31 protein-coding genes and 1 pseudogene are annotated in these 26,213 nt (G+C 69.3%); 11 read left to right on the forward strand and 21 right to left on the reverse strand.

What is annotated here, in order from left to right:
* Positions 1-37: 37 nt before the first annotated feature.
* Positions 38-511 (reverse strand): hypothetical protein, encoded by a 474-nt coding sequence (locus tag ACWD26_RS29640; protein ID WP_451275015.1) that lies wholly within the window; start codon positions 509-511, stop codon positions 38-40.
* A 287-nt stretch (positions 512-798) separates the two neighbouring features.
* Here ACWD26_RS29640 and ACWD26_RS29645 point away from each other — a divergent pair, with 287 nt between their 5' ends.
* Entirely contained in the window at positions 799-1,185 is a 387-nt protein-coding gene (locus ACWD26_RS29645) for a hypothetical protein (RefSeq protein WP_451275016.1), read from the forward strand.
* Between the two features lie 11 nt (positions 1,186-1,196).
* Here ACWD26_RS29645 and ACWD26_RS29650 read toward each other — a convergent pair whose 3' ends face one another.
* From ACWD26_RS29650 to ACWD26_RS29685, 8 genes are all read right to left on the reverse strand, one after another.
* The gene (locus ACWD26_RS29650; protein WP_451275017.1) at positions 1,197-1,565 is read right to left on the reverse strand and encodes a peptidase inhibitor family I36 protein; all 369 of its coding nucleotides are present in this window, start codon (positions 1,563-1,565) and stop codon (positions 1,197-1,199) included.
* 537 nt (positions 1,566-2,102) lie between these two features.
* A complete protein-coding gene (locus tag ACWD26_RS29655) occupies positions 2,103-3,302 on the reverse strand; it encodes a pentapeptide repeat-containing protein (protein WP_451275018.1) in 1,200 nt (399 codons plus the stop codon).
* Between the two features lie 149 nt (positions 3,303-3,451).
* Positions 3,452-3,940 carry a hypothetical protein gene (locus ACWD26_RS29660; RefSeq protein ID WP_451275019.1) on the reverse strand — a complete coding sequence of 163 codons (489 nt, stop codon included), beginning with the start codon at positions 3,938-3,940 and terminating at the stop codon, positions 3,452-3,454.
* On the reverse strand, positions 3,937-4,560 hold the full coding sequence (locus tag ACWD26_RS29665; RefSeq protein ID WP_451275020.1) for a hypothetical protein: 624 nt from the start codon (positions 4,558-4,560) through the stop codon (positions 3,937-3,939). The genes ACWD26_RS29660 and ACWD26_RS29665 overlap by 4 nt, the downstream gene beginning before the upstream one ends.
* A gap of 89 nt (positions 4,561-4,649) precedes the next feature.
* Entirely contained in the window at positions 4,650-4,994 is a 345-nt protein-coding gene (locus tag ACWD26_RS29670; protein WP_451275021.1) for a type I-C CRISPR-associated protein Cas8c/Csd1, read from the reverse strand.
* A gap of 445 nt (positions 4,995-5,439) precedes the next feature.
* Positions 5,440-6,123, reverse strand: a complete 684-nt coding sequence (locus tag ACWD26_RS29675; RefSeq protein ID WP_451275022.1) for a hypothetical protein — start codon at positions 6,121-6,123, stop codon at positions 5,440-5,442.
* Between the two features lie 214 nt (positions 6,124-6,337).
* Positions 6,338-7,165, reverse strand: a complete 828-nt coding sequence (locus ACWD26_RS29680; RefSeq protein ID WP_451275023.1) for a hypothetical protein — start codon at positions 7,163-7,165, stop codon at positions 6,338-6,340.
* 305 nt (positions 7,166-7,470) lie between these two features.
* Positions 7,471-7,983, reverse strand: coding sequence for a hypothetical protein (locus ACWD26_RS29685; RefSeq protein ID WP_451275024.1), 513 nt, complete (start codon positions 7,981-7,983; stop codon positions 7,471-7,473).
* 58 nt (positions 7,984-8,041) lie between these two features.
* Between ACWD26_RS29685 and ACWD26_RS29690 the strand changes: the two are divergent.
* Both ACWD26_RS29690 and ACWD26_RS29695 read left to right on the forward strand, forming a co-directional pair.
* A pseudogene (locus tag ACWD26_RS29690) lies at positions 8,042-8,491 on the forward strand (Tn3 family transposase); the annotation flags it as partial.
* 100 nt (positions 8,492-8,591) lie between these two features.
* Positions 8,592-9,788, forward strand: a complete 1,197-nt coding sequence (locus tag ACWD26_RS29695) for a zinc-ribbon domain-containing protein (RefSeq protein ID WP_451275025.1) — start codon at positions 8,592-8,594, stop codon at positions 9,786-9,788.
* Between the two features lie 69 nt (positions 9,789-9,857).
* Here the strand turns inward: ACWD26_RS29695 and ACWD26_RS29700 are convergent, their stop codons facing one another.
* On the reverse strand, positions 9,858-10,772 hold the full coding sequence (locus ACWD26_RS29700; protein WP_451275026.1) for an FkbM family methyltransferase: 915 nt from the start codon (positions 10,770-10,772) through the stop codon (positions 9,858-9,860).
* A gap of 105 nt (positions 10,773-10,877) precedes the next feature.
* Here ACWD26_RS29700 and ACWD26_RS29705 point away from each other — a divergent pair, with 105 nt between their 5' ends.
* Positions 10,878-11,384 (forward strand): ATP-binding protein, encoded by a 507-nt coding sequence (locus ACWD26_RS29705; protein ID WP_451275027.1) that lies wholly within the window; start codon positions 10,878-10,880, stop codon positions 11,382-11,384.
* Here the strand turns inward: ACWD26_RS29705 and ACWD26_RS29710 are convergent.
* Genes ACWD26_RS29710 through ACWD26_RS29725 form a run of 4 tightly spaced genes read right to left on the reverse strand, consistent with a single transcriptional unit; the run spans position 11,342 to position 15,310 of the window.
* Positions 11,342-12,241 carry a glycosyltransferase family 2 protein gene (locus tag ACWD26_RS29710; protein WP_451275028.1) on the reverse strand — a complete coding sequence of 300 codons (900 nt, stop codon included), beginning with the start codon at positions 12,239-12,241 and terminating at the stop codon, positions 11,342-11,344. The two genes, ACWD26_RS29705 and ACWD26_RS29710, sit on opposite strands and share 43 nt — an antisense overlap.
* Complete coding sequence (locus ACWD26_RS29715) at positions 12,220-13,455, reverse strand: hypothetical protein (protein ID WP_451275029.1); 1,236 nt, start codon at positions 13,453-13,455, stop codon at positions 12,220-12,222. Before ACWD26_RS29715 ends, ACWD26_RS29710 begins: the two co-directional genes overlap by 22 nt.
* Positions 13,452-14,159 carry a hypothetical protein gene (locus ACWD26_RS29720; protein WP_451275030.1) on the reverse strand — a complete coding sequence of 236 codons (708 nt, stop codon included), beginning with the start codon at positions 14,157-14,159 and terminating at the stop codon, positions 13,452-13,454. The genes ACWD26_RS29715 and ACWD26_RS29720 overlap by 4 nt, the downstream gene beginning before the upstream one ends.
* On the reverse strand, positions 14,156-15,310 hold the full coding sequence (locus ACWD26_RS29725; protein WP_451275031.1) for a glycosyltransferase family 1 protein: 1,155 nt from the start codon (positions 15,308-15,310) through the stop codon (positions 14,156-14,158). Before ACWD26_RS29725 ends, ACWD26_RS29720 begins: the two co-directional genes overlap by 4 nt.
* Before the next feature lie 144 nt (positions 15,311-15,454).
* On the opposite strand from ACWD26_RS29725, the gene ACWD26_RS29730 reads away from it, so the two are divergent.
* The 7 genes from ACWD26_RS29730 (at position 15,455) to ACWD26_RS29760 (ending at position 20,326) form a co-directional block, all read left to right on the forward strand.
* Complete coding sequence (locus tag ACWD26_RS29730; RefSeq protein ID WP_451275032.1) at positions 15,455-16,432, forward strand: helix-turn-helix domain-containing protein; 978 nt, start codon at positions 15,455-15,457, stop codon at positions 16,430-16,432.
* Positions 16,429-16,998, forward strand: coding sequence for a peptide deformylase (locus tag ACWD26_RS29735; protein WP_451275033.1), 570 nt, complete (start codon positions 16,429-16,431; stop codon positions 16,996-16,998). The genes ACWD26_RS29730 and ACWD26_RS29735 overlap by 4 nt, the downstream gene beginning before the upstream one ends.
* 14 nt (positions 16,999-17,012) lie before the next feature.
* The gene (locus tag ACWD26_RS29740) at positions 17,013-17,840 is read left to right on the forward strand and encodes a 3'-5' exonuclease (RefSeq protein ID WP_451275034.1); all 828 of its coding nucleotides are present in this window, start codon (positions 17,013-17,015) and stop codon (positions 17,838-17,840) included.
* Between the two features lie 175 nt (positions 17,841-18,015).
* Entirely contained in the window at positions 18,016-19,116 is a 1,101-nt protein-coding gene (locus tag ACWD26_RS29745; protein WP_451275035.1) for a recombinase family protein, read from the forward strand.
* Complete coding sequence (locus ACWD26_RS29750) at positions 19,113-19,268, forward strand: hypothetical protein (RefSeq protein WP_451275036.1); 156 nt, start codon at positions 19,113-19,115, stop codon at positions 19,266-19,268. The genes ACWD26_RS29745 and ACWD26_RS29750 overlap by 4 nt, the downstream gene beginning before the upstream one ends.
* 87 nt (positions 19,269-19,355) lie before the next feature.
* Positions 19,356-20,081 carry a GNAT family N-acetyltransferase gene (locus ACWD26_RS29755; protein ID WP_451275037.1) on the forward strand — a complete coding sequence of 242 codons (726 nt, stop codon included), beginning with the start codon at positions 19,356-19,358 and terminating at the stop codon, positions 20,079-20,081.
* Positions 20,082-20,131: 50 nt separating this feature from the next.
* Complete coding sequence (locus ACWD26_RS29760) at positions 20,132-20,326, forward strand: hypothetical protein (RefSeq protein WP_451275038.1); 195 nt, start codon at positions 20,132-20,134, stop codon at positions 20,324-20,326.
* A gap of 367 nt (positions 20,327-20,693) precedes the next feature.
* Here the strand turns inward: ACWD26_RS29760 and ACWD26_RS29765 are convergent, their stop codons facing one another.
* The 7 genes from ACWD26_RS29765 to ACWD26_RS29795 all read right to left on the reverse strand — a co-directional run bounded on the left by ACWD26_RS29765 (position 20,694) and on the right by ACWD26_RS29795 (position 25,947).
* Positions 20,694-20,921, reverse strand: a complete 228-nt coding sequence (locus ACWD26_RS29765) for a hypothetical protein (protein WP_451275039.1) — start codon at positions 20,919-20,921, stop codon at positions 20,694-20,696.
* A 47-nt stretch (positions 20,922-20,968) separates the two neighbouring features.
* Positions 20,969-21,229, reverse strand: a complete 261-nt coding sequence (locus tag ACWD26_RS29770) for a hypothetical protein (protein WP_451275040.1) — start codon at positions 21,227-21,229, stop codon at positions 20,969-20,971.
* Positions 21,230-21,283: 54 nt separating this feature from the next.
* Positions 21,284-21,679 carry a GNAT family N-acetyltransferase gene (locus tag ACWD26_RS29775; protein ID WP_451275041.1) on the reverse strand — a complete coding sequence of 132 codons (396 nt, stop codon included), beginning with the start codon at positions 21,677-21,679 and terminating at the stop codon, positions 21,284-21,286.
* Positions 21,680-22,396: 717 nt separating this feature from the next.
* On the reverse strand, positions 22,397-22,903 hold the full coding sequence (locus ACWD26_RS29780) for an N-acetyltransferase family protein (protein WP_451275042.1): 507 nt from the start codon (positions 22,901-22,903) through the stop codon (positions 22,397-22,399).
* Between the two features lie 22 nt (positions 22,904-22,925).
* A complete protein-coding gene (locus tag ACWD26_RS29785) occupies positions 22,926-24,137 on the reverse strand; it encodes a hypothetical protein (protein WP_451275043.1) in 1,212 nt (403 codons plus the stop codon).
* A 404-nt stretch (positions 24,138-24,541) separates the two neighbouring features.
* Positions 24,542-24,871 (reverse strand): helix-turn-helix domain-containing protein, encoded by a 330-nt coding sequence (locus tag ACWD26_RS29790; protein WP_451275044.1) that lies wholly within the window; start codon positions 24,869-24,871, stop codon positions 24,542-24,544.
* A complete protein-coding gene (locus tag ACWD26_RS29795; protein WP_451275045.1) occupies positions 24,868-25,947 on the reverse strand; it encodes a tyrosine-type recombinase/integrase in 1,080 nt (359 codons plus the stop codon). The genes ACWD26_RS29790 and ACWD26_RS29795 overlap by 4 nt, the downstream gene beginning before the upstream one ends.
* Positions 25,948-26,213 lie beyond the last annotated feature (266 nt).

A 26,213-nucleotide genomic window follows, 5' to 3' on the forward strand; every position in this document is an offset into this window, starting at 1 on the left:
ACACAAAACACCAACCTATCACCCAGAAGCTGTTTAGTTACGTGAGCCACGCAATAAGAATGGCAGCTCCAGCAATGGCAACTATCGCCAACCCGGCCCATTTGACCAAACCGCCGAGCCAGTAATCCCAATCCTGCCAGAACCAATACTCGTGCTCAGCTCTACGGTCGGCTCGAATGGCCTTCTTTCTCAACCGTTCCTTATCCTTTCTCCGACTCCATTCATCTACCGCAGCTTGATACTCCAGTCTCTCGGCCTCTGATCTTGCGTGCACAACCCACCAGTCTCCGCTGATGTCTGGGTCGCGCAGGCCCCAGACAAGGAGGGCACTCTTAGCCTCTTCTTTTGTTGGATAGGACTCATCTCCCCACACTTCTACTTTCTTACCCACCAATTTATATGCTGCACCTGTGCCACTCCCGCGCCCCCCTCGAAGACTTAAGTAAACGTATCCTCGAATAAAGAACATATTACCCTTAGGGGCTCCCTGGCTCGCGTTTTTGTTCGCCATTCAGACACTCCTTTAAGCGCTTACCGGTCGAGCCCGCCAGGAGCGGGCCCGCCTTTTCCTCTCCTTAATGCCCGCCAGGAGCAGACTCAATCGCACCAGGAGTGCACTCCATGACCACCCCGACCCCAGGGTGTTTGTGTAATTGAGATTGGTTCGGTTCGCGCGTGACGTGACGTCATGTCCCTCGGCGGACCCGGGAAGCAGCGCAGGCACGGCCCCGATGATCATGTGGGTGTCGAGTCCGTTGATCACCGAGTGAGCCCGTGCCTGCCTCTGCATCTTCCCCCATGCCCGCCGCGCTGGAGCAACTGGCCGTCTTTGCCCAGTTCAGGGCACTAATGCCGGGTGCAGGCAAGTTAGGCAAGTGCGACTTGGTATGCCAGCGCGGCGTCGTACGACTTGGCATGTCCGAGGAAGGTGTTTCGATCGAAATACTTCCTGGACTCGCGTTCGGCGCTGGCCAGCAGGTCCATGAAGTGGTTCGGTCGAACCGCTTCCTGCACTCATGTTCGGCGCGTCCCAATGTCGAGTGGCCGGCGCCCGACCGGAACCCGGACACCGGCCTGGCGCAGCCGACGGGAGATGGTGCTGGGGGTGACACCCAGCACCGCAGCAATGAGATCGCACCCGTCACCGTCGATGGATTCACCGGCGTCGCGGGTGACGATCGCTGACGTGGCCTCCGTCAGCAGACGTACGCTGATGCCGCGTTGTTGTCCCATTCCCCTTCCAAGTTCCCCTTGACGCCTGGGGGAATGACAGCGATGAGATAGCCGGTCTGTCCGGTCTCGGACCAGAGGTACACGGTTTTACTTCCCCGGTTATACACAGATGTGGTGTTGTTGCGGTATTCGCCGGGGAAGTCCCAGGCACCGCATGCGCTGTCTCCGGCCCACCGTTCATAGAGCCAGCCACCGCCATTGGAGTACCGATAGAAGCAGGCGTAGTTGAAGCGGCAGTCATCATATGACTGCGTTGCGGCGGAGGCTGAACCCGCCATCGGCAGCATGAGCGATGCTAGTGCGGTCGTGAGGACTGTGATTTTCTTGACCATCTGTCCCTTCTCTCTTGCCTGCGGTCAAAAGATTGCCACTTCTCTAAGCGCCTTCTCATCTGGATTCGGGTGTGAGTTTCTCTCTTGTGCTCTGGTTTTCGGGCTGCTCGTTGATCAGGTCCACAGCGCAGGCGTATTGTCTGGTGTTGCCCGGGGGCGGCTCATAAGCGCCAGGGCGCCCCCCCGGCCACGGCCATCGCTGCGATCTTCTTACGCATGTGACTCCTCTGCCATAGGACACAAGCAGAGCCGTGTTCTCCGACAGGCGGCCTGATCAGAGCCTGACGGCCTGGAGCGGGTGGGACAACAGCCCACGGCTGTCCCGGACATCGCAATCCTGTCCGAACTGGTCATGGTCCTTTCCGGTATTGATTGGACCGGGCGGACGACCGGATTCCGTCCCACCTCTACCTGTGAGGCCTCGACCTACCGCATCGTGGGGCGACGGCTCATGTGCCCAACGTGCCTGAACGACCCCCAGATATCCCGTTAGGCACGTACCGCTGAGGACTACTTGCCTCACATACCTTCTCCGAACTAGGCACGGCGGCTCTGGCCGTGCCGGTCGTGCGCGGTGTCGGCGACAGTGCGGAAGGCTCGGAGGCGCGCCTCCTTCAAAGCAGCAAGTCGTGCAAGGGCCTCGGGATCTTCGGCCAGAGATGCTGGAAGTTTGGTGTCTTCACTTAGCTGCGCCCCGACCAACTGTTCGACCGTGAGGCCCCACGTACCCTCCAGATTGGCGCCGCGAAGGTTGGTGAGGCCCAGCTGGGAGTACCGCAGCAGTGCCCCCTGCAAGTGCGCGCCTTCCAGGACTGCAATGCCTAGATCAACATGACAAAGGTTCGCCTTCTCCAGGTGAGCACCTGCCAGCCTGGCCCCTTGCATGCGAGCCTCAAACAGGTCTGCCCTCTCCAGGTGTGCCCCGTTCAGTTGTGCGTTGCGTAGATCGGTTCGCCTCAGGTCTAGCCGGAACGGTTCGTCTCGGTCCTGAGGGCGTCTGACAAGCACGGACAGTGCCGCCTGTACCGGCTCGCTCGGACGTGGACGGACACTAGCCTCAGGCTTCGGCCGGAGGAAACCAAGCAATCGCATGGAGACGTAGCGGCGCAATCGCTTCGGGACACGCGTGAGGACTTTCCGCCAAAGCCTTCGGTGGGCCGGCACGGCCCTGGACTTGCCCCGGTCAGGAGCCGGAGCGTGCTCACGAATGAAGGCGGCGAGGACCTCCACGATAGTGGCATGGTCCTTCGCCGAGTCCCGCATGATCCGTTCCAGCGAGTAGATGCCCCCGAGCTGCTCGACCGCCTTGGCCGAGGCAATCTGACCGATGGCCCTGCTGAACCGGTCGGTAACCTGGCCCTCGCGCGTCAGCTCCGCCTGCTCCCGGTCCCTGGCACGCGTCTGCTGCAAGGTGTGGTGGGTGTAGCCCAGGCCAGCCGCCACCAGTAGGCCAGCACCGAGCGCCGTCAGAGCCGTGCGCATCCCCGACACTGTGGTGCCCTGTGCCGGCGAGAGGTCTTCGTTCAGGTAGTGGTCATCGAGCCACCACGGCACTTGCCACAACACCACCGTGAACAGGACCGGCACGCCCACTGCGGCGACCGCCACCAGGCCCCATCGAATCAGACGGGGCAGCCTCGACCGCTTCGACTCCATACCGACAAGCACAGCGGGCTCGCTCAACCGGACGTAACACCCACACCGCTGGAAGTGCAGGATGTACCCGAACGTCAGCACCGGTGCTCTCTGGGTCTAGTTCGGTCAACATGCCTGAAGCCCTCTGGCGACCCCAGATAACGCTACGGCCTGCGGGCCCAGGGGATTGCGGGAGCGTCCGGGGTGCGAGGTGGGGCGCCGGTGGGCAGGGGCGTGTACCCCCTGCGCCGTCAGACCACAGGGGGCGGTTGCGGTGGCTGGGCCTGGCCTGCTGCGTTCGTCGACGTCCGGGTTGCGCCTGCGACAGCCGCCATGTCGCCAGGATCGCTACGCCGTAGAACGAAGATTTTGACCAGGGCGAGCAGGCTCGGGCCGCAGAGGAGGGTGGACAGCCACCAGGACTCCGGAGCCACGTACACGCCGCTCCCGAGCATCGCCAAAGCGACCACCGCACCGACAACGAGTTCTGTCACGTGCCGACGGTGCGCGCGCTGCTGCTGCCGTTCTACCTGCTTCTGCTGCGCTGCCTCGCGTTGCATCTCCAGACGGACCATCCGCTCACGGTGCTCGCGGCGTAGTGACGGCTCCATCGCCGCCATGGCTGCCGCGAGGTGGGCAGCGTCCAATTCTTTCCACTGCATGGCCACTTGCAGCGCTGCGGAAATGACCGGGTCATTCTCCGGCCTGGGTTCGGCGGGCAGTCGTTCGTCCGTCGTCACCGGTTTGCTCCCCCGTCACCGCTTGTCGCCGGGCTGGAGTCGTGTTCGAGGCCCTCCGGCGGGGGGCCGAGTCGCACGAACAGCCGAGCCAGGGTGTTGTTGATCGTCTCAGCCGTCTCCGCGGCAAGGTGCCGTCGCTGCTCTGGTGGCAGGTCTGCGTAGTAAGCCTCGGCGTCGTTGAACTGGTCGCCGTCCGAGTCCCGTTCTGCTGCTCTTCCCGTAGCCTCTCGGGCCGCCGCAGTGAGCAGGTCCACGAGAGCAGAAGCAGAGTGTGCCTCGCTCGTGTAGTACCCCATGTTCGACAGAATGCTGTCGTGTTCGGCCAAGACCCGGCGATAGAAGTCATACCGCGCTGCGGCCGGATGCCTGGACAGAATGGACAGGTGCCGCAGGTCGTCAACTGAGGAGGCGACAGTATCCGCCTCGCCAGGCTGAGCCCCGTCATGTGTCGCCGCCTCGGCCCCATCAGATGACGGCGGGCGAGCGGGTCCCGAGTTGTCCCGGACGGGGTGGCCGTACTCGCCGGGCTCCAGCATTTGCAGTCGTCTGATGGTGACCGGTTTGCCGCGCAGCTTCGCCAACGCCCGGACCGTCAGCGCGTGCAGCTTGTTCAGCAGCACAGGCCTCGCCCCCCCCTAGGCCACGGCAGATGTGGAACGTCGAGCCTACCGGCGTGATCCTCGTCAAGGGGAGGTTTCCGGCGGGACGGTCAGAAGGGCAGGCCGACCACTTTTTGGTGCGCTTCTCCAAGGACATACTCGGCCCGTTGCTCCGGGTCGAGTGTTTCCGGGAAGTGATCGAGCCTCGCGACCAGGTCGGAGATGTACGCCTCGACGCGGGCGACACCGTCAGGATTCTGCCTGCGCATCCGGGCGAGCGCCTTGTGGACCTGCCCAGCCCGCAGGCGCGGGACGGTGTATATCGGGTGCGTGGCCGACAGGTTGAGGTCGTTCAGGGGCAGCTCCTGGCCGACCTGGGCGGCGATGAGCTCGTACGCGGCGATGATGCGTCCGCAGACGTATCCGGGGGTGCTGCGGCTGTCGTTGAGTGGCACGGGATCTCCTGATCGCATCGATACGGGGGCCGGTGCCCTGCTCGGTTGCGGGGCACCGGGATGCCGTTCTTTCGGATCTGATCCTCACCTCAGCCGCCGGGCCGAGCTTTCGACCGCGCCGACGCCGCGCGGTGTGCCACATGCTTACTTCGGATACTACCGCCGTGCACCGACACAGCCGGGCCGGCTGCCTGGTCCCGAGCGGTCATCCGGCAGGACGGGGGCCCGTACACGGCGGCGCTCATTCCAAAGCCGCTGGCAGGTCGTCTCATTGCGAGGAATCCGTGGGAAGCGGATGGCCGCCGTCCAATCGCGAAGCAGAGTGCCCGCTACCCGTTATTGGTTGTACCGACGTTCCCCGCGACCGGAGATGGTCGGCCCTGAATCAGTGACCGAACGCTTCCGGTAGTGACGGCCAGTGGCCACCGGCTGAAGCAAAGGGTTGTCAGCCGGCGGGCACCAACGCGGCGTCGTACTGCTCGACTGCCCAGGGCAGCACCACGCAGGAGAGCAGGAACCAGTCGCTGTAGCGGTACAGATCCCAGTCACGCACCGGGAAGTGGAACTCGGAGGCCGTGAACTCCTCCAAGGACTCACCAAGGGGCCGGTCGGCGTCAACGCGGCCCTCGAACCGGCCCAGCGTGCGCATCAGAGCCGCCTCGCTGTCGAACTCCGCCCAGGCGAAGTCCGACCACAGCCACTCCTCGGCGTCCTCGGCCCGGATGTGGTCGTGCGTCTTCACCGCCTCCGCCACGGCCTGCCGCACATAGGCACGGGCCCGGTCTGCGGAGTACTCCTTGACCTCACTGCCCGAGCCAGGGACCAGCTTCCCCGCCCAGTGGACGGGGTCGATCCGCTCGTTGTTCGGGCTCGGCCGGAAGAAGTCGAGCATGTCGTCGACGCGGGTGAACGACCAGCAGCCCAACCCGCCGCGCAGGACCAGCACCCCCGGCCACGTGATGACCTCGCACCACTCCCACGACGCCTTCGGGAACCGGAAGGAGAGGTGACGGTGCACGCCGTCGTCCTTCACCACGGTCATCGTGGCGCCGTCGACCTCGGAGGCGAAGCGCTCCTTCGCCTTGGCCATCTGCTTCTTCAGCTCGCCGTACGGATCGATCTCGATCACCCAAGCCATCCCATCTGCCAGGCCCGCGCCGGATGGCGGGTCTCGGGAAGTACAACGACCCCCTACGGTGCGGGTGCCGGGTATCCGCGAGCCGGGCACCGGAGGCGGGCGCCGGCGTCAGTCCGGCGGCAGCACGAGGCAGTCCGGCGGCAGCACGAGGCAGACGCACGCACACCAACAGGGCCAGAGCCCACGCGGATGTGCATGGCTGCGCTCACGTCGCCGCGCGCATCATGTTCCAGATCACGCGCTCGGCCGCCTGCTCCTCGTCCTGGTCTACCTTGACGCTCTCCCAGCCCAAGCCCTCGGCGTACCGCAGCACCCCGGACAGCGTCTCGTGGTCGGCGCCGCCGCGCGGGCCCTCGAAGGGCGAGATCAGGACCGGCGACAGCGACCGCCGCACCCAGCGGGCGACGGTGGCCTCGTCCCCCTCGGGCATCCACGGGTAGTAGGGCACTCGCCCCAGTTCGCCCAGCGCCTCCGTGAGCGCTTCGAACTCCGGGCCGGGACGCGGCCCGGCCGCCCGGTCGAGCGCGTCGGCGAACGCGGCGAGCAGCGCGAGGTCCGCTTCGGCCACCTCAATGGCGGCCAGGTGCATCAGGTTGCCACCGTCGGGGCCCACCAGCAGCAGGATGTTGGGCGGGTACTCCTCCGTTCCGTCCACCAGTTCCTCCGTCCCCTCGGGCAGCGCGTCGCGCACCCGCCAGTACGCCTCGAAGACGTCCTCGATGGGCGCGCCGGGGATCGACACCCCCTCGCTGTCCCGGTAACCCATCAGCACTCCCTCATGGTCCAGGACCATGTCCATTCGGAGCCTCAGGAGCAACTCGTCCAGTTCGTACAGGCCGGCCAGGGCGTCCGGTACAAGGGGCAGCAGCAAGGTGCGGGTGGGGATGCGGCTCGGCGGCGGTGACTGCTGGGCGCCATCGCGGGTGCGGTCGTTCGCCCGCATCGCCTCGGTGTACCGCGCGCCGGTGGCCCGGCTCTGCTCTCGGATCTCCCGGGTGCGCTTCCGCGACTTCCTGGGCTGGCTCGTAGGCATGTCTGACTCCGTACAGCAGCGCGCCTCACGCACACGCCGCTCTGAAGGCAGGCAGTTTCAGGTGCACGATGCGTCGAAGGACGGCTTGGCCTACCAACGAGGACCCCGGCGTGAGCGGAAGACCCCCTTCAGCGGTCGGCGGTCGTGGCCGCCTGCCCGGCAGCATACCGGGCCCCCGGCGGCAGCACGAAAGGTCAGCCGGCGGCCTTGGACCACTGCAGCTCCCGGGTACGGCGTGCTACACGCCATCCTGGCCGCAGCTATACGAGCCTCTCCTCGACTCACCAGGATCTTCTGTGTGCTGGCTACGCAGTCTCGGGAACCCGCAGCACGGGACGTTCGGGATCATTCCAGTCGATGTCGTACTCCACGTTGTCCGCCCAGCTGCGCCAGCCGTGGATCGAGGAATCGAAGTAGGAGTGCAGCCTGACGGACTTGATCCTGGCGGGACGCCGCAGGGAATCCCAGGCGAGCACGTCGATCACAGGGTGGTCGGCGATGAGCGCCCATCCCGGGGCTGCGATCCGTCGGGGCCAGTAGGTGGGGATGTCGACAATGAAGTAGGGCGGGCTGTCGCTCTCCACTTTCCAGGTGAAGACCACACCCGCCTGCTGCCCGGCTGGCACCTGCCGCGTCCTGACCACGGTGGGTGGGACCTCCGGGGCCCGAGCCGCGTCGTAGGCGGGATGGAGCCCCTGCTGGCTCCTGCGGTGCTCCGCACGGCCAACGTCCAGTTCCTCGACGTCGCGGCGGAATCCGGCACCGATCTGCTGGGTGACCCATTTGGCGATGGTGTCTCGGGCTTCGGCAGTCCTCACATCCGCGAGGTTAGACGACGACAACGCAGCTCGTAGCGAGTTCAACGGGCCGAGGACACGGATCGCCAAGACGCTGCACCTGCTGCGCGTGGTCGACCCGGTGGACGACACCTACCGCAGGCAGATGAACCGGCAGCTCACCGTGCAGGAGTCGAGGCACAAGCTGGCCCGGGACATCTGTCACGGCAAGCGCGGGCAGATCATGCAGGCGTACCGCGAGGGACAGGAGGACCAGCTCGGCGCGCTCGGCCTGGTCCTGAACGCAGCCGTGCTGTGGACGACCCGCTACCTCGACGCCGCCGTGGAGGAGCTGCGGGCCCTGCCCGCCGAGGAGCGGGAGTACGACGTCCTGGACGAGGACGTCGCCCGGCTTTCGCCGCTCAAGCACGCCAACCTCAACTGCCTGGGCCGCTACAGCTTCCGGGCCACCGTCCCGGCCGGCGGGGGCTTGCGTCCGCTGCGTGACCCGGCCGCGGGCGGTCTGGACGAGGATGACGAGCAGCCGTGAGGCTGGCGCGGGGCGTCTCCATGCGGCCCTGCGGGTCGTTGACCGGGTGAGACGCCGGGCCGGGGAGGGCCTGGCCGTGAGCGCGAGGAGGGGTGTCCGGGTGGCGCGGTCGTTAGGGGTGTCGCTGGCTGAGGCGTATCCGCAGGTCGTCGCGATGTGGCTCCAGGAGCGCAACGGCGGGCTGACGCCGCAGAAGGCGACGCCGAAGATGCAGGTCGCGGTGTGGTGGCGGTGTGCGGCCGGGCACGAGTGGGAGGAGAACATCTCCACCCGCACCACGCTGCCAAAGTGGAAGAACGGCGACGTCGCCGCCTGCCGCGAGTGCGTCGGCTACCGGGTCTCCTACACCTACCCGGTGTGCGGGCACACCGCGATGGTGACCCCGGAGGCGGCGGCGAAGAAGCACCCCCGGTGCTGGAAGTGCCAGCAGCAGTGGTGGCAGGAGAACGAGCCGCGGATGAAGGCGGAGCTGTCCGCCGCGGCGAAGGCCGCCGCCGGTCGCGCCGCCGAACTGCTCGATGCCGTGCCCGTACCGCAGGAGGTTCCGGCGCCGCTGGCGACGGAGTGGCGGTGGTGGGCGGCCAAGCATCTCCAGGGCGCCATCGCCGCCGAGGAGGTCATGGGCAAGCAGGGAAGGCGCGACCAGGTCCTGGCGCAGGTCGCCCGGGCCGCCGCGACGCTGCTGCCCTCGAAGGAGGCGGCCGGCCGCGCTGCCGCCGGTGAGGGGCAGGGAGTGCTGCGGCTCCTCGATCAGGCGCACTGGGCCGAGGGCTGGCTCCACCAGCTCACCGGACGCCGCCCCCGCCCAGTGGAAGCCGAGCACCTGGAGCTGGTGGCGTGGCAGCTGGGCGATCTGCTGGCCACCTGGTCCCAGGAGGCCGCCCAGGACGTTGCGGCAGACCGGGCGGAGGGAGGTCGCCCGCCTACCACCGCCGAGCTCACGCGGAGCCTGACGCGGGTGGCACTGTCCATGAAGGAGGAGCTTTTGGAGGACAGCGTGCTGGCGCCGTACGCCCGCGCCTACAGGGAGCTGCGGCTGCCCGTGGTGCCGGACGGCAAGGGCCGCTACGGGCGCCTGGACGTGGTGATCTGGATGCCCGGACTCCCGGACGTCGTGGTGGAGATCGACTCCGCGCCGAACGCGGCGTCCGCGCAGAAACTCGCCTTCGCCCGCGACGCCGGCGCCTACCCGCTGTGGGTCCGCTTCGGCTCCGGCGGCATCGAGAAGATCGACGGCGTGATGGTCCTGGACATCCGCGACGCTGTACGCGGCGTGTGCGAGGCGGGAAGCGCCTGAGCATGGCCAGGGGCCCGGCCGGAGGTCCGTCACGTCCTCCGGCCGGGCCCCTGGAGCGTAGGGCGCGGTTCAGGGGCGGGGCGGCAGGGTGGCGGCGTCGGTTCGGGAGAGGACGAGGTCGCTCATCTCGGTGACGGGCCCGTGCCACCGGATCGCGGGTGCGGGCCGTGCGAGGGCGGCCGGGTAGCTGCCTGCGGCGTAGTCGTTGGCGAGCCGGTAGACGTGAAAGCCGTGCTCGCACAGGGGTCCGAGGACGTCGTCGACGGCCTGGCCCTGTTTGGCCAGCAGTCTGGGGGTGACCTCGATGACCAGCTCGGCGTCGTCGCTCAGCCGGGGCAGGAGCGGGGCGAGCCCGCGCACGGCCGCCCCCTCGCCGCCTTCGACGTCGAGCTTGATCAGGCGGGCGGCGGCGAGTTCCTCTTCGGTAAGCAGGTGGGGCAGCGGTGCCGCGTCGGCCTCGAAGGAGGCTTCCACGGTGCGTGGGCGGACGGTGGTGGTGCCGCCGAGGTTGGTAGAGCGCTCCAGGTAGAAGGTCATCCGCCCGGCAAAGTCCGAGACGGCAGCGTTGACGGTGCGGACGTTGGCGCACCCGTTGGCCGCGAGGTTCGCCGTCAGCGCCCGGTGGAAGGCGGGGGACGGCTCGATGGCGACGACCCGGCCGGTGGGACCGACGAGCCGGGAGGCCAGCACTGTGAAGTAGCCGGTGTGCGCGCCCGCGTCCACCACCAGGTCCCCCGGAGTGAGGCGGGCGCGCATCCAGGCGGTCAGGTGTGGCTCCCACGCGCCGAACAGCCACAGATAGCGCTGGATGACGTCGCTGGTCACCACGGGGAAGACCGCGCCGTCCCCGGTGCGGGCGGTCGCCGTGAGCGGATGGTGCTTGAGGTGGTCGCTCAGCCGGGTGGCCATTTGCGGCTTGCCGAGACGACCGGGCGCGTACCGCACATACGCCCGCAGAGCACGCAGCAGGGGCGGAGGGATCACGGGGTGACCTCCTGGGTCGAGGGGCGGCCGATCCGGCCGCACGGCGAGGGGTGAGGGTGGCAGGCTGGGCGGAAGGAGTGCCTCACGGGCGAAGGAGGAGCGCGGGTGAAGACGGCAGCGGCTGGGCCGGTGGTGTATCTGCTGGTCGGGCTGACCGGGTCGGGCAAGACCACGTACGCCAGGCGGCGGCTGGAGCCAGCCGGGGCGGTGCGGCTGTCGGTGGACGAGCGGGTGCACACCCGGCACGGCCGGTACGGCGTGGACTACCCGGAGCGGGACTACTTCGCGCTGGAGGCCCCGGTGGTCGCCGAGGTCCGCGCCGAGCTGGTCGAGCGGGTCGCGGCCGGGCAGGACGTTGTGCTGGACCACGGACTGTGGCTGCGCTCGGCCCGGGATGAGTGGAAGAAGCTCGTCGAGGAGGCCGGCGGGCGCCCGCGGCTGCTGTACTTCCCCGTCCCTCGCGAGGAGCTGCTGCGGCGTCTTCAGGAGCGCAACCAGCGCGAGGACGGCAACGCGCTGACCGTCACCCCGGAGGCGCTGGATGACTTCTACGCCCGGTTCGAGCCCCCTCACGACGAGGGCGAGGAGATCATCGAGCCCGGCTCCTTCTGACTCGCCGCGGGCACCGGGGGCCGCCACGTGGCGACCAGCCGCGTCGCCTCCGCCGCCCACCAGCCGGGAATCGCCGTCAGCGAGACGGGCCGGAGGTTCAGGCGCGGGGAGTCGACGGCGATCCGGCCGCCGTGCCGCGAGAGGTGGTCCAGTAGGCGCCGGGCTTCGGCGAGCCGGGCCGGGGAGGCGGTCTTCCAGGTGCCGTCCGCCGAGTGTTCCGCCCGCCGCTCGACGTCCTGCCGTACGCCGTCGCGCCACTTGAAGTGGTGGACCAGGACCGGGGGCCGGTTGGCGGGGCGGTGGCCCTCGGCGCGGTGGTTGCCGGACGCCACCGCGACGCTGGAGTGCGCGAGCACGATCTTGCGGGGGTCGCCGCGCAGCAGGTGGTGGGTGAGGAACCCGCCGAGCGGGTAGGCGGCGTCCAGGCCCGCTTGCGGGTCCCAGCCGGTCAGGGCGCCGTCGGCGGCCAGGCGGTCGAGCATCAGCCCGCCCACCGTGCCGGTGCCCGACCGATCCGCCTCGGCCAGGACCTCGGTGAGCGGGGCGGGGTAGGCGTGGAACTCGTCGGAGTCGGCGAGCAGGTGCCAGCCGTCGCCGGCGTGCTCGCGCAGGGCGTCCCGCAGTTGGGGGTTGGTGTGCTCGTGCCACGGCCCGCAGCTCACGGCGGTGGGGACGATTCCGAGTTCGCGGCAGGCGGCCTGCACCTGGTGGCGCCGCTCGGCGTCGACGTGCTCGGGGAAGTGGAAGGCCAGGTGGAACCGCTCGATGCCCAGGGTGCGGTAGTGGTGCACCCAGGCGGTCAGCAGGGCGGGTTCCACGGGGCCGACGACGGCGATCAGCGGGGGCAGGGCGGGCACGGTTGGAGCTCCTTCAGCTCGGTGAGGAAGGCGGTCTGCTCGGCGGACGTGGGCACGCCGAGCGCGGGGGCCGTGTACGGGGCGGGCCGGGGCAGCGGAGACCAGGCCAGGTCACGCAGAAGGTCGGCCAGGGCGGCGCCGTCGCCCGGCGGGAACAGGCGGGCCCAGTCCTGCCCGGCGAGGGCCTTGGTCAGGTGCGGATCGTGGTCGGAGACGATCAACGGGACGCCCAGGCGTACAGCGTCGATGACCAGCCCGGACTCCTTGCCCACCCCGGTCCGGCGGGCCACGAGTGCGGCGTCGCAGGCGGCGTAGACGGCGCGGATCTGGGTCTCGCTCGCCGGGCCGGGCAGGGTGTGCAGCCGCACGTAGGGCAGGGCGCCCCACCGGTGAAGCACCTCGTGTTCGAGCGGCGTCCCGGCGACCAGCAGGTGCACGGGGACGTCGAGCCGGGTGAGGGCTGTGTCGACGACATCCGTGTCCTTGTAGGGCCACCAGCCGCCGACCAGGCACACGGCCGCCTCCGCTGCCGGGATGCCGAAGGTGTCCCGGGCCCGTACGCGTTCGGCGTCGGTGAGCCGGTCGCCAGGGTCGGCGACGGCGAACGGCCGCACCGCGACGGGCAGGCGGGGGAAGGCGGCGGTCAGCTCGTCGCGTACAGCGTCGGTGGGGGCGAGCACCCGCACCCGCCGCTCGCCGCGGCGGGCCATGCGGCCGGCCAGCCGCAGCACGGTGTCCTCGGTGGTGACGAGTTCGTGGACGAACCGGGTATGCGGCCCGCCGAGCAGCCCGGCGGCGCCGTGCAGGGCCTCGCTGGCGCTGAGCACCACCACTGCGGCCCTGTGCCCCGCGATGCGGCGGCCGGCGCGGATACAGGCGGCCTCCGCCAGGCAGCGGGAGACCAGCGTCACCTGGTGCGGGAAGCGGCGTACGGCCGTGGGCCAGCGGCGGGAGGCGAACGCCCGCCGCCCGGCCGCGGCCACCACCGTGGCGGCGATGCTGCCCGCCGCGAGCACGGCGGGCACCACCCCGGCGGGGCCGGTGACGCGGACCCCGGCCGCCCCCAGGGCAGCCCAGGTCCCGGCTGCGATGCCGTACGGGGCGGCCACCACGGTGTTGTGGTGCGCGGTCGCGAGCGCGGTCAGGGTGCGGTGGCGGTGCCCGCCGAGGCGGTGGGCGCCCGGCTCGACGAGCACCAGGGGCACGGCGGTCATCCGGCGATGGCCTGTTCACCGTGCCCGGTGGTGAACCGGGCATACAGCCATGCGGGGTCGTTGAGCTTGTCGAACAGGGCGGGGGCGCGAGCCGCTTCGTGGGCGAAGGCGACGCCTTCGCGGGCGCCGGAGACGGCGAACTGGGCGAACTCGCCCTCCCCGCTGGCCGTCCAGGCGGCGATCCGCTCGGCGGCCTCGGCGTCGTCCATGCCGTACTCGCTGCCGCGCGAGAGCATCGCGCACTCGCGGAAACCGGCCTTCCAGGCGTGATACGGGGACTGGTTGATCCGGGTGGTGCCGGCGATGTCTGCCACGAACTCGGTGCGGCCGGGCAGCGCGGCCAGCACGTCGACGGCCTCGCCGAGCTGCCGCAGGGCCGAGCGGCGGATCAGCTTCAGTCCGCCGTAGCCGTAGATGAGGCCGTTGAGCGGGTTGCGGGCCCGCCACACCCGCATCGACACCCCTTCCTGAAGGGGCTTGATGGAGGGGAGGGCGAATTCGGTGGCGATGACGAAGTCGGCGTCGGCGAGCAGGAACTGCTCGGCGTCCACGATCTCGGCGGCCAGCCGGTAGGCCCGGCGCATCCCCTGAACTCCGTGCAGCCGCTTGACCTTCACTCCCAGCACCCGCTGGAGGCGGGCGTGGAGCCTGTCCGCGAGCGGCTCGTCGTAGGACAGCATCACCGCGTCGAACAGCGCGGTCATCGCAGGGCCTCCAGGTAGCGGGCGGCCACGGCGGCGGGGGTGAGGTCGGCGGTGGCGGCGTGCGCACGCTTGGCGTGCACGCGGTAGAACTCGCTGTCGGTGGCGAGCCGGGCGGCGATGGCCAGGGCCTGGTCGGCGGTGTCGAAGAGGAGCTCAGGGTCGATGTGCTCGGCCAGCCAGCCGGTGCGTGGGGCGATGACGGGCAGGCCCATGCCCTGGCAGTCGATCACGGACATGGACCAGGGGCAGCCCGCGCGGAACGGCGCGATCCCGAAGTGCGCGCCGGACAGCAGGTTGCGGTAGCGGACGCGGTCGCCTCGGTCGGAGACGAGGGTGACGCGGTCGAGGGCGGCGAGTTCGTCCCGGTGCCGTTCGGGGCTCGGGTCGAGCCGGACGCGCTCCGGGCTGCGCTGGCCGAACAGGTCCATCACCGTTAGCCGTACGGGCGCCTCGACCACCAGGCGGCGGGCCAGGGCGGTGAACTGGGCGGTGCCGTAGTGCGCGTAGAGCCGGTGGTTGTAGACGGCGACCGCCTCCCCGTCTGGCACCGCCACCTCGGCGGGGTCGCGCAGAAGGCGTTCATCGCGCGGGGCGGGCACGACGTGCAGCTTCTCCGCGAGGTCCGCGCCCATCCGCGCGGCGGCGGCTGTCGTCCAGGACGCGGCGGTGGAGGAGTGGACCAGGACGCGGTCGCAGGCGGCGAGCCCGGCGGCGAAGGCCAGCAGGACGCTGCGTCCGAGTCCGCCGTCGTCCAGCGACGGGTCCAGCGTCAGGTTCCCGTCGTCGGCGAAGGAGAACGGCAGGTAGTGGCAGTACCCGGCGATCAGCGCGTCCGTACCGGCTTCCAGCAGCGCGGCCCGGATCGCCGGGGCGGCCTCGACCTGGTTGGCCACCACCACCTCCGGCCGCGTCCGCCGGACCAGATCCACGAGTCCGTCCAGGCCAGGGTCGAAGCGGGCCCGGTACTTCGTGGCCGGCGCCTCGGTGGGCTCGAAGCCCACCCGGGCGTCCCCGGCCGCGACCGGGGCGGCCACGGTCACCTCGGCCCCGGCATCGGTCAGGGCCGGGGCGAGCAGGTCGGCGAAGGTGAAGCCGGAGTCCGCCGACAGCCGGTTCGGGTTGGAGACGTTGAGCAGATACAGCAGGCGCATCGCGCATCCCCTCTCGCCGGCCACGGGGGTCGAACCGGGCCGGTGAGGGAAGGAAACCGGCGGCAAGGACGCCGACAGAATGGTGAACTGTCCTCACTCACGGTTCACTCACGCACTCAACTGGCCGATCAAGCGGGGGCTTTGATGGACGCGCAGGGCGACACGGTCACCGTGGAACAGGCCGCGGCAGACTTCGCGGCCGAGGTCGCCTACTGGCGCGAGGTACGCGGGATGCCGAAGAAGGCCCTCGCCGAGCTGATGGGCTTCCACCCCTCCTACGTCAGCCACGTGGAATCCGGGCGGCACAAGCCGACCGAGGACTTCGCCCGCCGCGCGGACGAGACGCTGAACGCGGGCAAGGCCATCTGGCGACGCTGGTGCGAGTACGAGACGGCCAAAGCCCGGGAGGCCAAGGCGGCCACGACGGGCGTGCCGACGCCGCGGCGGAGCGAGCAGCCGTACGCCACCGGCTCGGCGATCGTCGTCGAGCACGACGCGGCCCGCCTCGACTACGACGGCAACCTGTACCGGCTCACCATGCGCCGCCTGCTGCACAACACCGGCAGCGACCCGATCACCCGCTACCTGATCCGCATCTCCGTCGACCGCTACCCCGGCGATCCGGAACGCTCCAACGCCCACTACCGGGCCCACCCGCTGACCTGGGACGAACTCGCACTCACGGCGACCTGCCGTGGGGAGGCGATGCGCTGGCAGGCCAAGCACGACCGGGACGCCTTCAAGGAGCTCTGGCTGCTGTTCGACAACGACCAGGGCCGCTTCCCGCTCTACCCCGGCGAGTGGGTGTGGATCGAGTACGCCTACACCGTCAGCGACACCAAGTGGGGCCGCTGGTTCCAGCGCGCCGTACGGCTGCCCACCGAGCACCTGGAGGTCGAGCTGGCCTTTCCGGCCGCGCTCGATCCGGTGGTGTGGGGCACCGAGACCTCGATGAGCGCCGAGGCGTCCCCGCTGCGCTCAGCCCCCAGCCGGCGTGAGGAGAACGGGATGCGGGTCTTCACCTGGACGACCGCCCAGCCGGTGCTGCACGCCCGATATCGTCTGGAATGGAGATTCCGGGCCCGGCCCGAACAGGACGCGATGTCAAGGGAGTTCAGGTGATCGAGGTGCGGCCCAGCCAGCAGATGCGCGACCTCGGGGTCGTCCAGCACGGCGCCCCCGTTCTTGCCGAACCGGCCCGCCCATTCGACCTGCCCGCCGAGCGGGAGGCGGCCGAGCAGACCGTGGAGATGCTGTTCGCCTCGATCGAGCGCATCGCCCGCGTCCACACCTTCGCCAAGGGCATGGGCATCGCCGCCCCGCAGATCGGCATCGGCCGGGCTGCGGCCGTCGTCCAGCCACCCGACGACGGCGCCGGTGCCATCGTGCTGCTCAACCCCCGCGTCACCGCCGCCTCCGAGGAGAATGACGAGCAGTACGAGGGGTGCCTGTCGTTCTTCGACGTCCGCGGCCTCGTTCCCCGTCCTCTGCGGATCACCGTGGAGACCACCGCGCTGGACGGCACCACGGTGACCACGGTCTACGAGCGGGGGCTTGCCCGGCTCATCGCCCACGAGATCGACCACCTCGACGGGCTGCTGTACCTCAACCGGATGCGGCCCGGCGTCGACCCCATCCCCGTCGAGCAGTACCGCCAGACCGGCCGGTCCTGGGCGTACGACTCCTGACCCGGGAGCTGCCGGTGACGACCGTGGAGGACGTGGGCGCCGAGGACCCGGCCACCTGGGACGACCTGTTCGTCCGTGACGTCGACGAACGGCCCGTGCAGTTCGTCAGGCCCGCCGACACCGACCGGCCGACCTGGGCGGCGTACGAGGACGGCACGTACCTGGGCACCGTGGCCGCCGAGCCGGACGGCGGCCGGCCACTGTGGCGGGTGCATACCACCCACGAAGGCCACCGCGTCCTCGACGACGCGGTCCGCGCGCTGCGGCGCCCGGCGACCTGGCCGCGCGAACGCGAGCAAGTTGCCCACTGGGCCCGACGCCTGCTCGCTGACGACGAACTCCTGGCCGTCGACGTGGAGTCCACCGGCCTGGACAACGCTTACGCGGTGCAGATCGCGGCCGTCGACCGCGCGGGCACCGTGGTCTTCAACGAGTACGTGCAGCCGCACGCCGCCATCGAACAGGCGGCCATCGCCGTGCACGGCATCACCCCGGAGCGCGTCGCCCAGGCCGCTTCCTTCGGCGAGTTGCTGTCCCCGCTGACCGACGTGCTCCTCGGCCGCACGCTGGTGTCGTACAAGGCCGACTTCGACCGCGGCGTCTTCGAGCGCGAACTGGCCCGCCACCACGGCGACACCGCAGCGGCCGAGCAGTGGCTGAGCCGGGTCCGGTGGGAAGACGCAATGGTGCCCTACGCGGTGTGGCGCGGGCTGTGGTCGGTCAAGCGCGGCGCCTACCGCAACCAGCCGCTCGGCGGTCCGCACGACGCCGTCGAGGACTGCAAGCTGCTGCTTGCGAAGCTCGAACAGATGGCCGCCACCGTGCCCGCACCCCCCTGGTGATCTTCCTCGGTGAGCGAGGCAGGGCCAAGGCTGCACGCAGCGTGATTCTCATAAATGAACAGTTGCGAGAGTTCTGCGAGAGGCCCGGAGTCGATCACATTTCCGCAGGTCGCCGTTCGCAGAAGTCCTCTCAAAACCCGCGTGTTGTGCGAGACAGTTCTGACAGACTCCCGGGGTGGACCTGACGCCCGATCAAGCCGCAAACGCGGTAGAACGAAACGACTGTCCGAAGTGTGAAGCACCGGCGGGCAGTGCCTGCCGCACCCGCGGCGGGAAGACCGCCACGAAGTACCACACCGCCCGCTTCATCCTCGTGCCCGCGCTCCGCGAGGAACTCGACGTCCTCGTGCCGGAAGACCGCGGCCCGGGACGCCCCTGGAAGCAGGGTCCGCCCGTGGAGGCTCTGCCGGCCGCCGCGGCGGCCAAGCCGATCCGGATCGGGTACGCCCGCTGCTCGACCGCGCAGCAGGAACTCCAGAGCCAGCTCGACGCGCTCGAACCGGTCTGCAAGCGGATCTTCTCCGAGAAGATCAGCACGCGCGTGAAAACGCGGCCGAAGCTGGAGGCGGCGCTGAAGCTGGCGTACGACATCAAGGAGGCCGCCCCCGACCAGGAGGTCATCCTCACCGTCCACGAACTCAAGCGCCTGGCCCGCAACGCCGCCGAGCTGATGACCCTGTCCAACCAGCTCCAGAAGGCCGGCGTCCAGCTCGAACTCCTCACCGGACCCCTCACCGGCATCTACGACCCCAACGGCATGGGCGCGATGTTCTTCGGCGTCCTCGCCGTCGCCGCCCAGCTCGACCGCAACTACATCCGGGAGAAGACCCTGGAGGGCCAGGTCGCCGCCGCGACCAAGGGCAACCACGGCGGACGGCCCAAGGTCATCGACGACGACATGCTGCTGTTCGCCCGCGCACTCAAGGACAAGGGCGTCCCCGTCCCCGAGATCGCGGGGAAGCTGACCATCAAGACCGGGAAGAACGCCGGACAGCACCCCTCCGTCGCCTCCGTCTACCGCGCGCTCGCCGACGCCGAGGAGACCGACGCGAGCGCCGGGCCGGGCATCGTCGCCCCGCGCCGGCCGATGCGGGTGGACCTCACCGGCCCCGGCAGCGGCACCGACCCCGAGCTGATGGAACGCCTCCAGCGGCAAGTTCTCGGCGGTGCCGCCGACGACGTGATGGACACGCTCGTTGAACAGAGCGAGGAACAGACGGACGACGTCGTGGCGGCGCTGCTGGCGCAGGCCCGGCGCGAAGGGGAGGACACGTGATCCGCACGACGCACCGTACGAAGGGCCCGGGTGTACTCGGGGCCGAAGGCCCTGGCCGCATCGGTCCGTTCGGCCGCTGGCCCGACGACAGCGCGGACGAGCACGAGGACCAGCGCGACGACGAGGAACTTCCGGCCGGAAACCGGCGGTAGGCCGCCCGCCCGCCGGGACAAGATCCATCTCAGCGTCGGGCGGGCGTACGCCGCCCGGCAACACCACCTCCAGGGGGAACGAAGACCATGGGCAAGACGACCAAGAAGGCCCGGCAGGCGCCGCCGCTGTCCGCCGACCGCGTCCGCGCGGGCTGGCAGGGCCCGGCCGGCACCCGCATCGGTCTGGCCCGCGGCCAGGACGTCGAGGCGGCGAACGCGCTGATGGCCACCACCGGCGACGGCGTGAGGATCATCCCTATCCTGCGGGCCGCCATCGAGGACGGCTCGGCGTCCTCGGCGATGCTCGCCGGGCTCGGCGGCGGCATGAAGGCGTACCACGACGCCGCCGCCCACACCTTCACCGACCGGCCGATGAACGAGGCCCTGACCACCGTCTCCCTGACGCTGGTCGCCACCGACGAGACCGACCGCACCGTGGGCGTGCTCTCCGCCACCGCCCCCGGCACCCTCATCGACATGGCGATGAACAACGGATACACGGCCGAGAAGGCCATGGCGCTGAGCATGTTCGTCGCCAAGATCCACGGCCTGGCTGTCGCCGAAGACGCCCGCGGCCAGGGCATCGCCGCCGCGCTGCTCAAGCGGACCTGGCAGGTCCACCAGCAGCTCGGCTACTTCCTGCTGTACGGCTCGTACGAGGCCGACCGCGACCTGGCCGCCTTCTACACCCGGCTCGGCTACACCGTCCACGCCCCCGGCGAGACCTTCCCCCTGGACCGCATCGCCCTGCCGTTCCGGCTCGGCGCAGGCGATGACCAGTGCATGTTCACCCGCTGGCGCCCCCGCCGCTGATGGGCGGGCCCTCAAGTAACCCGGACGGCACAGACGGCGTTGAAGGAGGCGTGACCACGACGATGCGGCTCACGCCCGCCATCGGCGTACAGCGCAGCGGAAGCCAAACGGTTCCCCGCTCCGAGCTGGAGCCGATCTTCACCGCGCTCGCCGCACGGTGGGAGACCGACGGCCGGACCGTGCCCGGCCAACCGGATGAGGAGTGGACGGTTCTCGCCCGCCGCTATCCCTGGCCCGTACGCTGACCGCGCGGTGCGGGCACGGCCCCCACCGCCCCCGCACCCCCAAGGAGCCCGCCAGCGCCGTACGGCGCCACGCTCCCGGGCTGCCGGACCGTCACCGTGGTTGGGCCCCGGTCCGGCAGCCCCACCAGTCCACCACCCCGGCCGGGGTCGCACGCAACGGCGCCCGGCAGCACGAAGGCCCTGACCGCTCGGGGATGATCAGGACCTCGTACGCCTCGGGGGAAGCTGACGCGGCCCCGACGCCAGAGCGCGGAATCGGGGGCCGCGGACTGCACCGGCCCGACGTGGGGCGTCCAGACCAGTGCACGCGTCACCGGCTCAACGCCCCCACACCCCGCAAGGTCACGCGTCCGCGCGGCCCAGGCGCCTACCGGCCCTCCAAGTCCGCGGCGGCCCGGTCGGCGGCCTCCTCCCACGACAGCCGCCACCCGCGCCGGCGGACCTGGAGCCGACGGCCCTGCTGGTCAACGCCTTCCAAGTAGTCGGCGGCACGTGCGGCAGCCTCGTCCAAGGGCAGCCTGCCGCCCTGCCCCAGGCGTGCGAAGAAACGGGCCAGCCGCCCCGGCTGGACATCGGAATTCTGCTCACCACTCATCGGACAAGATCATCCCATGGCCCCTTCTGGGCTCGCCTCGGCGCACCTCAAGGCTCATGGAGTTCAGTTGTTCCGTCCGGAAGCTCGGCACGGACCAGCGCAGTGGCGGGCACCACGAATACCCGCTTCCCCTCGCTGCCCGGGCTGTACGGGAAGGGGCGGATGTAGACCAAGCCGCCGTGGAAGGCGACCTTCACCTCCCGGAAACTGTTGGTTTCCGGCTTGCCCTGCATTGGAAGACCGCCCTTGGCCGGGAGGGAGACGGACAACTCGATCGTGGCATCGTCGTGCCATAGCAACTCGGTCATGAGCCGATCCTGAACCTCACCGCCCGTCGGCAAACTCTCCTACGAGCCTCAAGATCAACTACTGGCGGCCTTGGCGCTAATCTCGGCGACACCCCCAGTGGGGTCGCGTGGTGCGCGGATCATGCTCTCCCTGGAAGAGCCGATCTCGCCGCGGCTGGCATTGGTGACGAAGCCGAGGCGCCGGTAGAACGCGTGCAGCCGGTCCGGGTCCCCGCCGAAATTGCCGCTCGGGCTGAGCGCCACCGGCACACCATGCAGGTCGGCCACCGCGGTGATGTGCTCCATGACGCGCGTGCCGATCCCGTTCCCTCGCTCACTCTCCGAGAGGCCGATCCAGAACAGCACGAGATACGGACCGGGATCGCGTCCGAGTTCAAGCCGCACGCTCGGGTAGCTGGTCCGTATCTCCTCGGCCAGGGCATCGGCCCATGACGTCGGCGCTTGGTCCATGAGCGCTCCTCAACATGGCAGACGACAAGATCAACGGCTTAGCGTTAACGGCTGTACCGATGTTCCCCAAGGCCGGACCAGGACGGACCCCACCCGAGCGCGTGATGCTGGAAGCGTGGGCCGTATCCGCTTCTGCGCCTCCTGCGGGGCCCGGCTGCCGAGAAAGGCTTCGCCGCGGCGCCGGTACTGCGACGACGTGTGCCGGGCCCAGGCGTACAGGGACCGGCGGACCAGCGATCGGATCATGGGCCTCGCCCTGATGCTCGGCGAGGCAGAGTGGACCGGCGACGAGGGGATGATCCGGCTGCTGACCTGCCCGGAGTGCGGGCGAATCACGTTCGCCGGCGCCAGCCGCCGCCAGGACACCGTCTACTGCTCAGGACGCTGTCGATCAAGAGCGTGGCGCCGTCGTGAGGCCCGCCGCGCTCGGCTGCGAGCGTGACGTCCAGCCGTCACAAAACGGGGCTCTACCAGCGAGTATGACGCCTCCACGTCACGCTACTGGTCCCCGACTCGGACAAGATCATTCCTTAGCGCCAACCGCTGTTCCATTGTTCCCCGAGGCCAGCGAGTCCCGCGAGTTCACGCAAACTGAAGGGTTCTCGGTGGGAACTTAAGGGTCCGTCGTCGTGCTCTACGGAGTTGCTTCCGTGAGTTCGACTTCAACTCGCGACCTTGCCGTTTCTGGTTCCCTGGACGGGCAAGACGCCGAGCGGGTTAGCCAAGAGGGCGGCGGTAGCGCACCTTGTTGAGAGAGGCCCCACCGGTGGTGTCCTCCACGGCTGCGCCGTCTGCGCGCCAGCCGGCAGCTTCGTAGAAGCGCCGGGCGCGACGATTGTCTTCCAGGACCCACAAGGTGGCTTGCGTGTACTCGGCCTGTCCGAGAGTCGTCAACGTGGCCAGCATCAAGTGCTTCCCGATCCCAGTGCCCCAGACCTCGGGCATCGCGTAAAGCGTGCCGATTTCCGCGACGGCAGGGGTCTCCTGAGACGGGCCGAAACCTGCGAATCCGACGATCCCCGCCTCCGTTTCGGCTACCACTACTCCCGACAATGGCCATCGTGTCTCCGCGATGCGTGTCTTCCACTCGGACTCTTCGCGGCTTGGGTCCAGGGCGTCGAGGTAGTGCTGGGGGACAAGACCGGCAAACGCCGCCTGCCAGGAGCGCACGTAGACACCGGCGACCGCTGTTGCGTCATCAGGCCATGCCTGTCGAGTCTGCATGGCCGTCATTCTTCAAGTCCGGTCAATCCGGGCCAAGTTCTTTTCCCGAGGGCGATGCCGAGTGCTCGGCTGCCTGCTCCAGTAGTGCCCGTGCGGAGTCCGCGTAACGCATCGCGGTCTTCTCGTCGAGCCCGAACACCTCGGCGAGGTGAAGCGGATCGGGCCCGTGGGTCAGAGCCTCTTCGAGCTGCCGGTCGACGCGGAGCCGCTCCAGCGTCGCGTCCTGCCCGCGCATCGAGGCACTGATCCAGTGGTTGCTGGCGCGGCTGGTCTTGGTGGCGGTCTGGTTGTTGATCAGCAGGTGGAGATTCGCGGTGCTTGGCCACCGGCTTCGCCGGTGCTCCAGCCAGTCCAGCAGCAGTTTCATGGTGAGGTCATCGAGCGGGCGGACGCGTCCGGCGATGGTCAGCCGTCGGTTGCCGAGGTCGACGTCGTCGAGCATGAGCGTGCCGATCTGGGCGACCCTGGCGGCATGGACCGCCGCGAGGGCGAGGATGAGCCGCGTCGCTGGGGTGGTGGCCACCGCGACGGACCGATCAACCTGGGCGGGGACCAGCGGCTGCAGCACACCGTACTCGTACTGGCCGACCTTGATCCGGCTGGTCGGGTTGCGGAAGACCAGCCCATTCCTCTTGGCCCAGCTGAACAGCGAACGCAGGGCCACGAGCTGGTCATGCCGCTGGCGGCCGTGCAGTGTCTTGACGTAGGCGAGGACGTCGTCGCGGGTCACTTCTCGCAGGTGGTCGTAGCGGTTCGACCATTCCAGCAGGGCCGGACGGACCCGGTTGAGGTAGAGCCAGACTGTGCCTTCCCGTCGCGGGAGGCTGCGGGGGCCACCGTCGTGCAGGACGCGGGTCCAGCGCTCGGTCTCCGAGCGGATGCCGGGTGCGAGACCCTCAAGCCTCTCGGAGAGCCAGCCCTCGAAGGAGGGTTCGCTGTCGTCCTCGAAGATCCCCATCTCCTCCAGGACCGTGACGACGTGGCCGACCCGCAGGTCCAGGGCCCGCAGTGGGGCGAAGATCTCCGTGTGCCGGATGACGTCGCCCTCGACGTAGCCGGTGAGGACGAGGGCCAGGCCGCGGTTGACGGCGAAGCGGATGCCGCGTCCCCAGCCACGGGCCTCGGCGAGCTGGTAGGCGAGGTATTTCGCCCAGGCCAGCCAAGGGCTGGCCAGATCGGCGGCGGCCGGGTCGAGGCGACCGTAGTCACGCGGGACCTGTCCGAACAGCGGCATCTGTCTCCGGTCGGCATTCGGCCGCCAGGCCGGCGCGGGTGGAGGCTTCCGGACGGCTCCTCGCCCTCCTCCGCGTCGCGCAACGACGGGTGCAGATCCTCTGCGGTAGTGCAAGCCCATGAAGAAAAGTTGGTGGTGCCGGACGGAGTTGAGTCGGTCTCTCACATCGGTCTCGGCGGCCGGCCGGCTGACGGTGGCTTTGGCGTGGAGCCGGGCCTGACACCAGCACAGACGGCAGTAGTCCCACTTCAACGGTTGGATGCGGCGGCAGCCGACGCAGGCGGCCGTCTCGTGGCTGCGGCCGAACATGTAGCAGGCAGGGCAGAGTCGTCCGCTGAAGTCGCCCCAGGCCAGGCAGCCGTCGCAGGAATCGGTGGGCTTGTGGTAGCCCTTCGGATACCGGCTCATGCAGGCGGCAGCGACCGGCCGTCGCGGCGCTTGGGCACCACCGCCGGAACCGGTGCGGCGGCGCCGACAGCGGTCTGGGTGACGGTCTCCTCGCCGGGGCGGGTGACCTTCTGCGGTTCGGGGATCAGCAGGTCGCCGATCTCGCAGCCGAGCACGACGCAGATGACGTCCAGGTCGTCCAGTTTGAGGGAGACCGGCTGGCCGGACCACAGTCCGGACATCTTCCCAGCCGAGATCACTAGGCCGTGCTCGGCCAGGCTCCGCTGGAGCTCGGACGCCTTCCAGATACCCTTGTTCGCGGCGGTCAGCCGCAGGTTCCACCTCATCGGGCCAGTCCTTCCAACCGCTTCGCGGCCCGTTCCATCCCGGCGACCCAGGCGTCCTCGACCCGGGTCTGCTGCACGTGGATGTACCGCATCGTGGTGGCGATCCAGGAATGTCCCAAGACCTCCTGGATTGCAAGCAGGTCCAGCCCGTTCCCATAGAGTTGGGACGCGCAGAAATGCCGCAGGACGTGCGGTGTCAACTTGTCCGTCCAGCCCGGCAGATGAGCCTCGACGGCGTTGTCGAGACCGTTGCGCAGGGCGTCGTCGCCGACCCGGAGGGCGGAACCGTCGGTGTTCTTCCGCTCGCTCGGGAACAGCGGGGCGCCGGGCCGTGTGTGGTCGTCGTCGAACTGGCCCCACACGTCCTCGATGAACCACCGCAGGGTCCGGTCGGCACCGTTGATCAGCGGCACCATCCGCTCGCGCGGCCCCGAACCGCGGGCGCCCTTGCCGTGGCGGACGTGCAGCTTGCCGAAGCGGCCCAGGTCCCACTTGATGTCGTCCAGGTCGAGGCCGCATGCCTCGCTCACCCGCAGGCCGACCTGGGACATCAGCTTTGAGGCGGTGTAGTTCCGGGCGGTCGGGGCGAACTTCCGGCAGGTCGCCAGCTCACCGCCCCAGCCCGTGAACAGCGCCCTGACCTCCGGCTCACGCGGCGGGATCCGCAACTGAGCGTCCTTGGCCCCGCGTGGCCGGTTCATCTCGTCGATCGGGCACTCGACCACCCGGCCGGTCATCCGGTGGATCTCGACCTTGTGCCGCAGCTCCAGGAACATGAAGTACGTGCTCAGGGCCTGCGACCGGCCCAGCCGAGTCCCGCTGGGCGAGTGCCGCAGCACCTTCCCGAAGTACACGTCAGCGTCGGCGGGCTCCATGTCCCACAGCGGCCGGCCGAACCAGGTCCTGATCTGATCCAGGTGACCGACGTCCCCGCGGATAGTGCCGTCCGCCAGCCCTGCCGAGGCCCGGGCCAGGACGAATCCGGACAGCACGTCGGTCTCGAACTGCTCCAGTTCCTCCGCCGATGTGGGCGCCCAGTGCTCACGCAGGTCTCGTACGACTGCCAGCGCCGCCAACCCGAGCCTCCTCACCTTCGACCCGACTGCGAACCGGTCGGACGAGATGAGAACGCTTCAAGAATCCCGAAGTTACGTCACAAGCCAGCAGAGCACACGAAGGAGGAAGAACCCCCTGGCCACGGGCCCAGGGACTCAGCGGAGCTCAGGGGAACTCACGGGATGTCGCACAGTACAGGTCGCGTCACCGCGCCGAGCGGGTACGCGAAGACGTCACACGTGACGGATCGATGAACCCCCTCCAGGCCGCTGACCAGCACTGAAGC

This window comes from Streptomyces sp. NPDC002787, assembly GCF_053592095.1.

What these genes read in the sequence shown, in the direction of transcription:
- ACWD26_RS29640 (WP_451275015.1), bottom strand. Translation starts at nt 511, where the DNA reads ATGGCGAACAAAAACGCGAGCCAGGGAGCCCCTAAGGGTAATATGTTC.
- ACWD26_RS29645 (WP_451275016.1), top strand. Translation starts at nt 799, where the DNA reads ATGCCCGCCGCGCTGGAGCAACTGGCCGTCTTTGCCCAGTTCAGGGCA.
- ACWD26_RS29650 (WP_451275017.1), bottom strand. Translation starts at nt 1,565, where the DNA reads ATGGTCAAGAAAATCACAGTCCTCACGACCGCACTAGCATCGCTCATG.
- ACWD26_RS29680 (WP_451275023.1), bottom strand. Translation starts at nt 7,165, where the DNA reads ATGCCTACGAGCCAGCCCAGGAAGTCGCGGAAGCGCACCCGGGAGATC.
- ACWD26_RS29715 (WP_451275029.1), bottom strand. Translation starts at nt 13,455, where the DNA reads ATGACCGCCGTGCCCCTGGTGCTCGTCGAGCCGGGCGCCCACCGCCTC.
- ACWD26_RS29720 (WP_451275030.1), bottom strand. Translation starts at nt 14,159, where the DNA reads ATGACCGCGCTGTTCGACGCGGTGATGCTGTCCTACGACGAGCCGCTC.
- ACWD26_RS29725 (WP_451275031.1), bottom strand. Translation starts at nt 15,310, where the DNA reads ATGCGCCTGCTGTATCTGCTCAACGTCTCCAACCCGAACCGGCTGTCG.
- ACWD26_RS29730 (WP_451275032.1), top strand. Translation starts at nt 15,455, where the DNA reads ATGGACGCGCAGGGCGACACGGTCACCGTGGAACAGGCCGCGGCAGAC.
- ACWD26_RS29755 (WP_451275037.1), top strand. Translation starts at nt 19,356, where the DNA reads ATGGGCAAGACGACCAAGAAGGCCCGGCAGGCGCCGCCGCTGTCCGCC.
- ACWD26_RS29765 (WP_451275039.1), bottom strand. Translation starts at nt 20,921, where the DNA reads ATGAGTGGTGAGCAGAATTCCGATGTCCAGCCGGGGCGGCTGGCCCGT.
- ACWD26_RS29770 (WP_451275040.1), bottom strand. Translation starts at nt 21,229, where the DNA reads ATGACCGAGTTGCTATGGCACGACGATGCCACGATCGAGTTGTCCGTC.
- ACWD26_RS29775 (WP_451275041.1), bottom strand. Translation starts at nt 21,679, where the DNA reads ATGGACCAAGCGCCGACGTCATGGGCCGATGCCCTGGCCGAGGAGATA.
- ACWD26_RS29780 (WP_451275042.1), bottom strand. Translation starts at nt 22,903, where the DNA reads ATGCAGACTCGACAGGCATGGCCTGATGACGCAACAGCGGTCGCCGGT.
- ACWD26_RS29785 (WP_451275043.1), bottom strand. Translation starts at nt 24,137, where the DNA reads ATGCCGCTGTTCGGACAGGTCCCGCGTGACTACGGTCGCCTCGACCCG.
- ACWD26_RS29790 (WP_451275044.1), bottom strand. Translation starts at nt 24,871, where the DNA reads ATGAGGTGGAACCTGCGGCTGACCGCCGCGAACAAGGGTATCTGGAAG.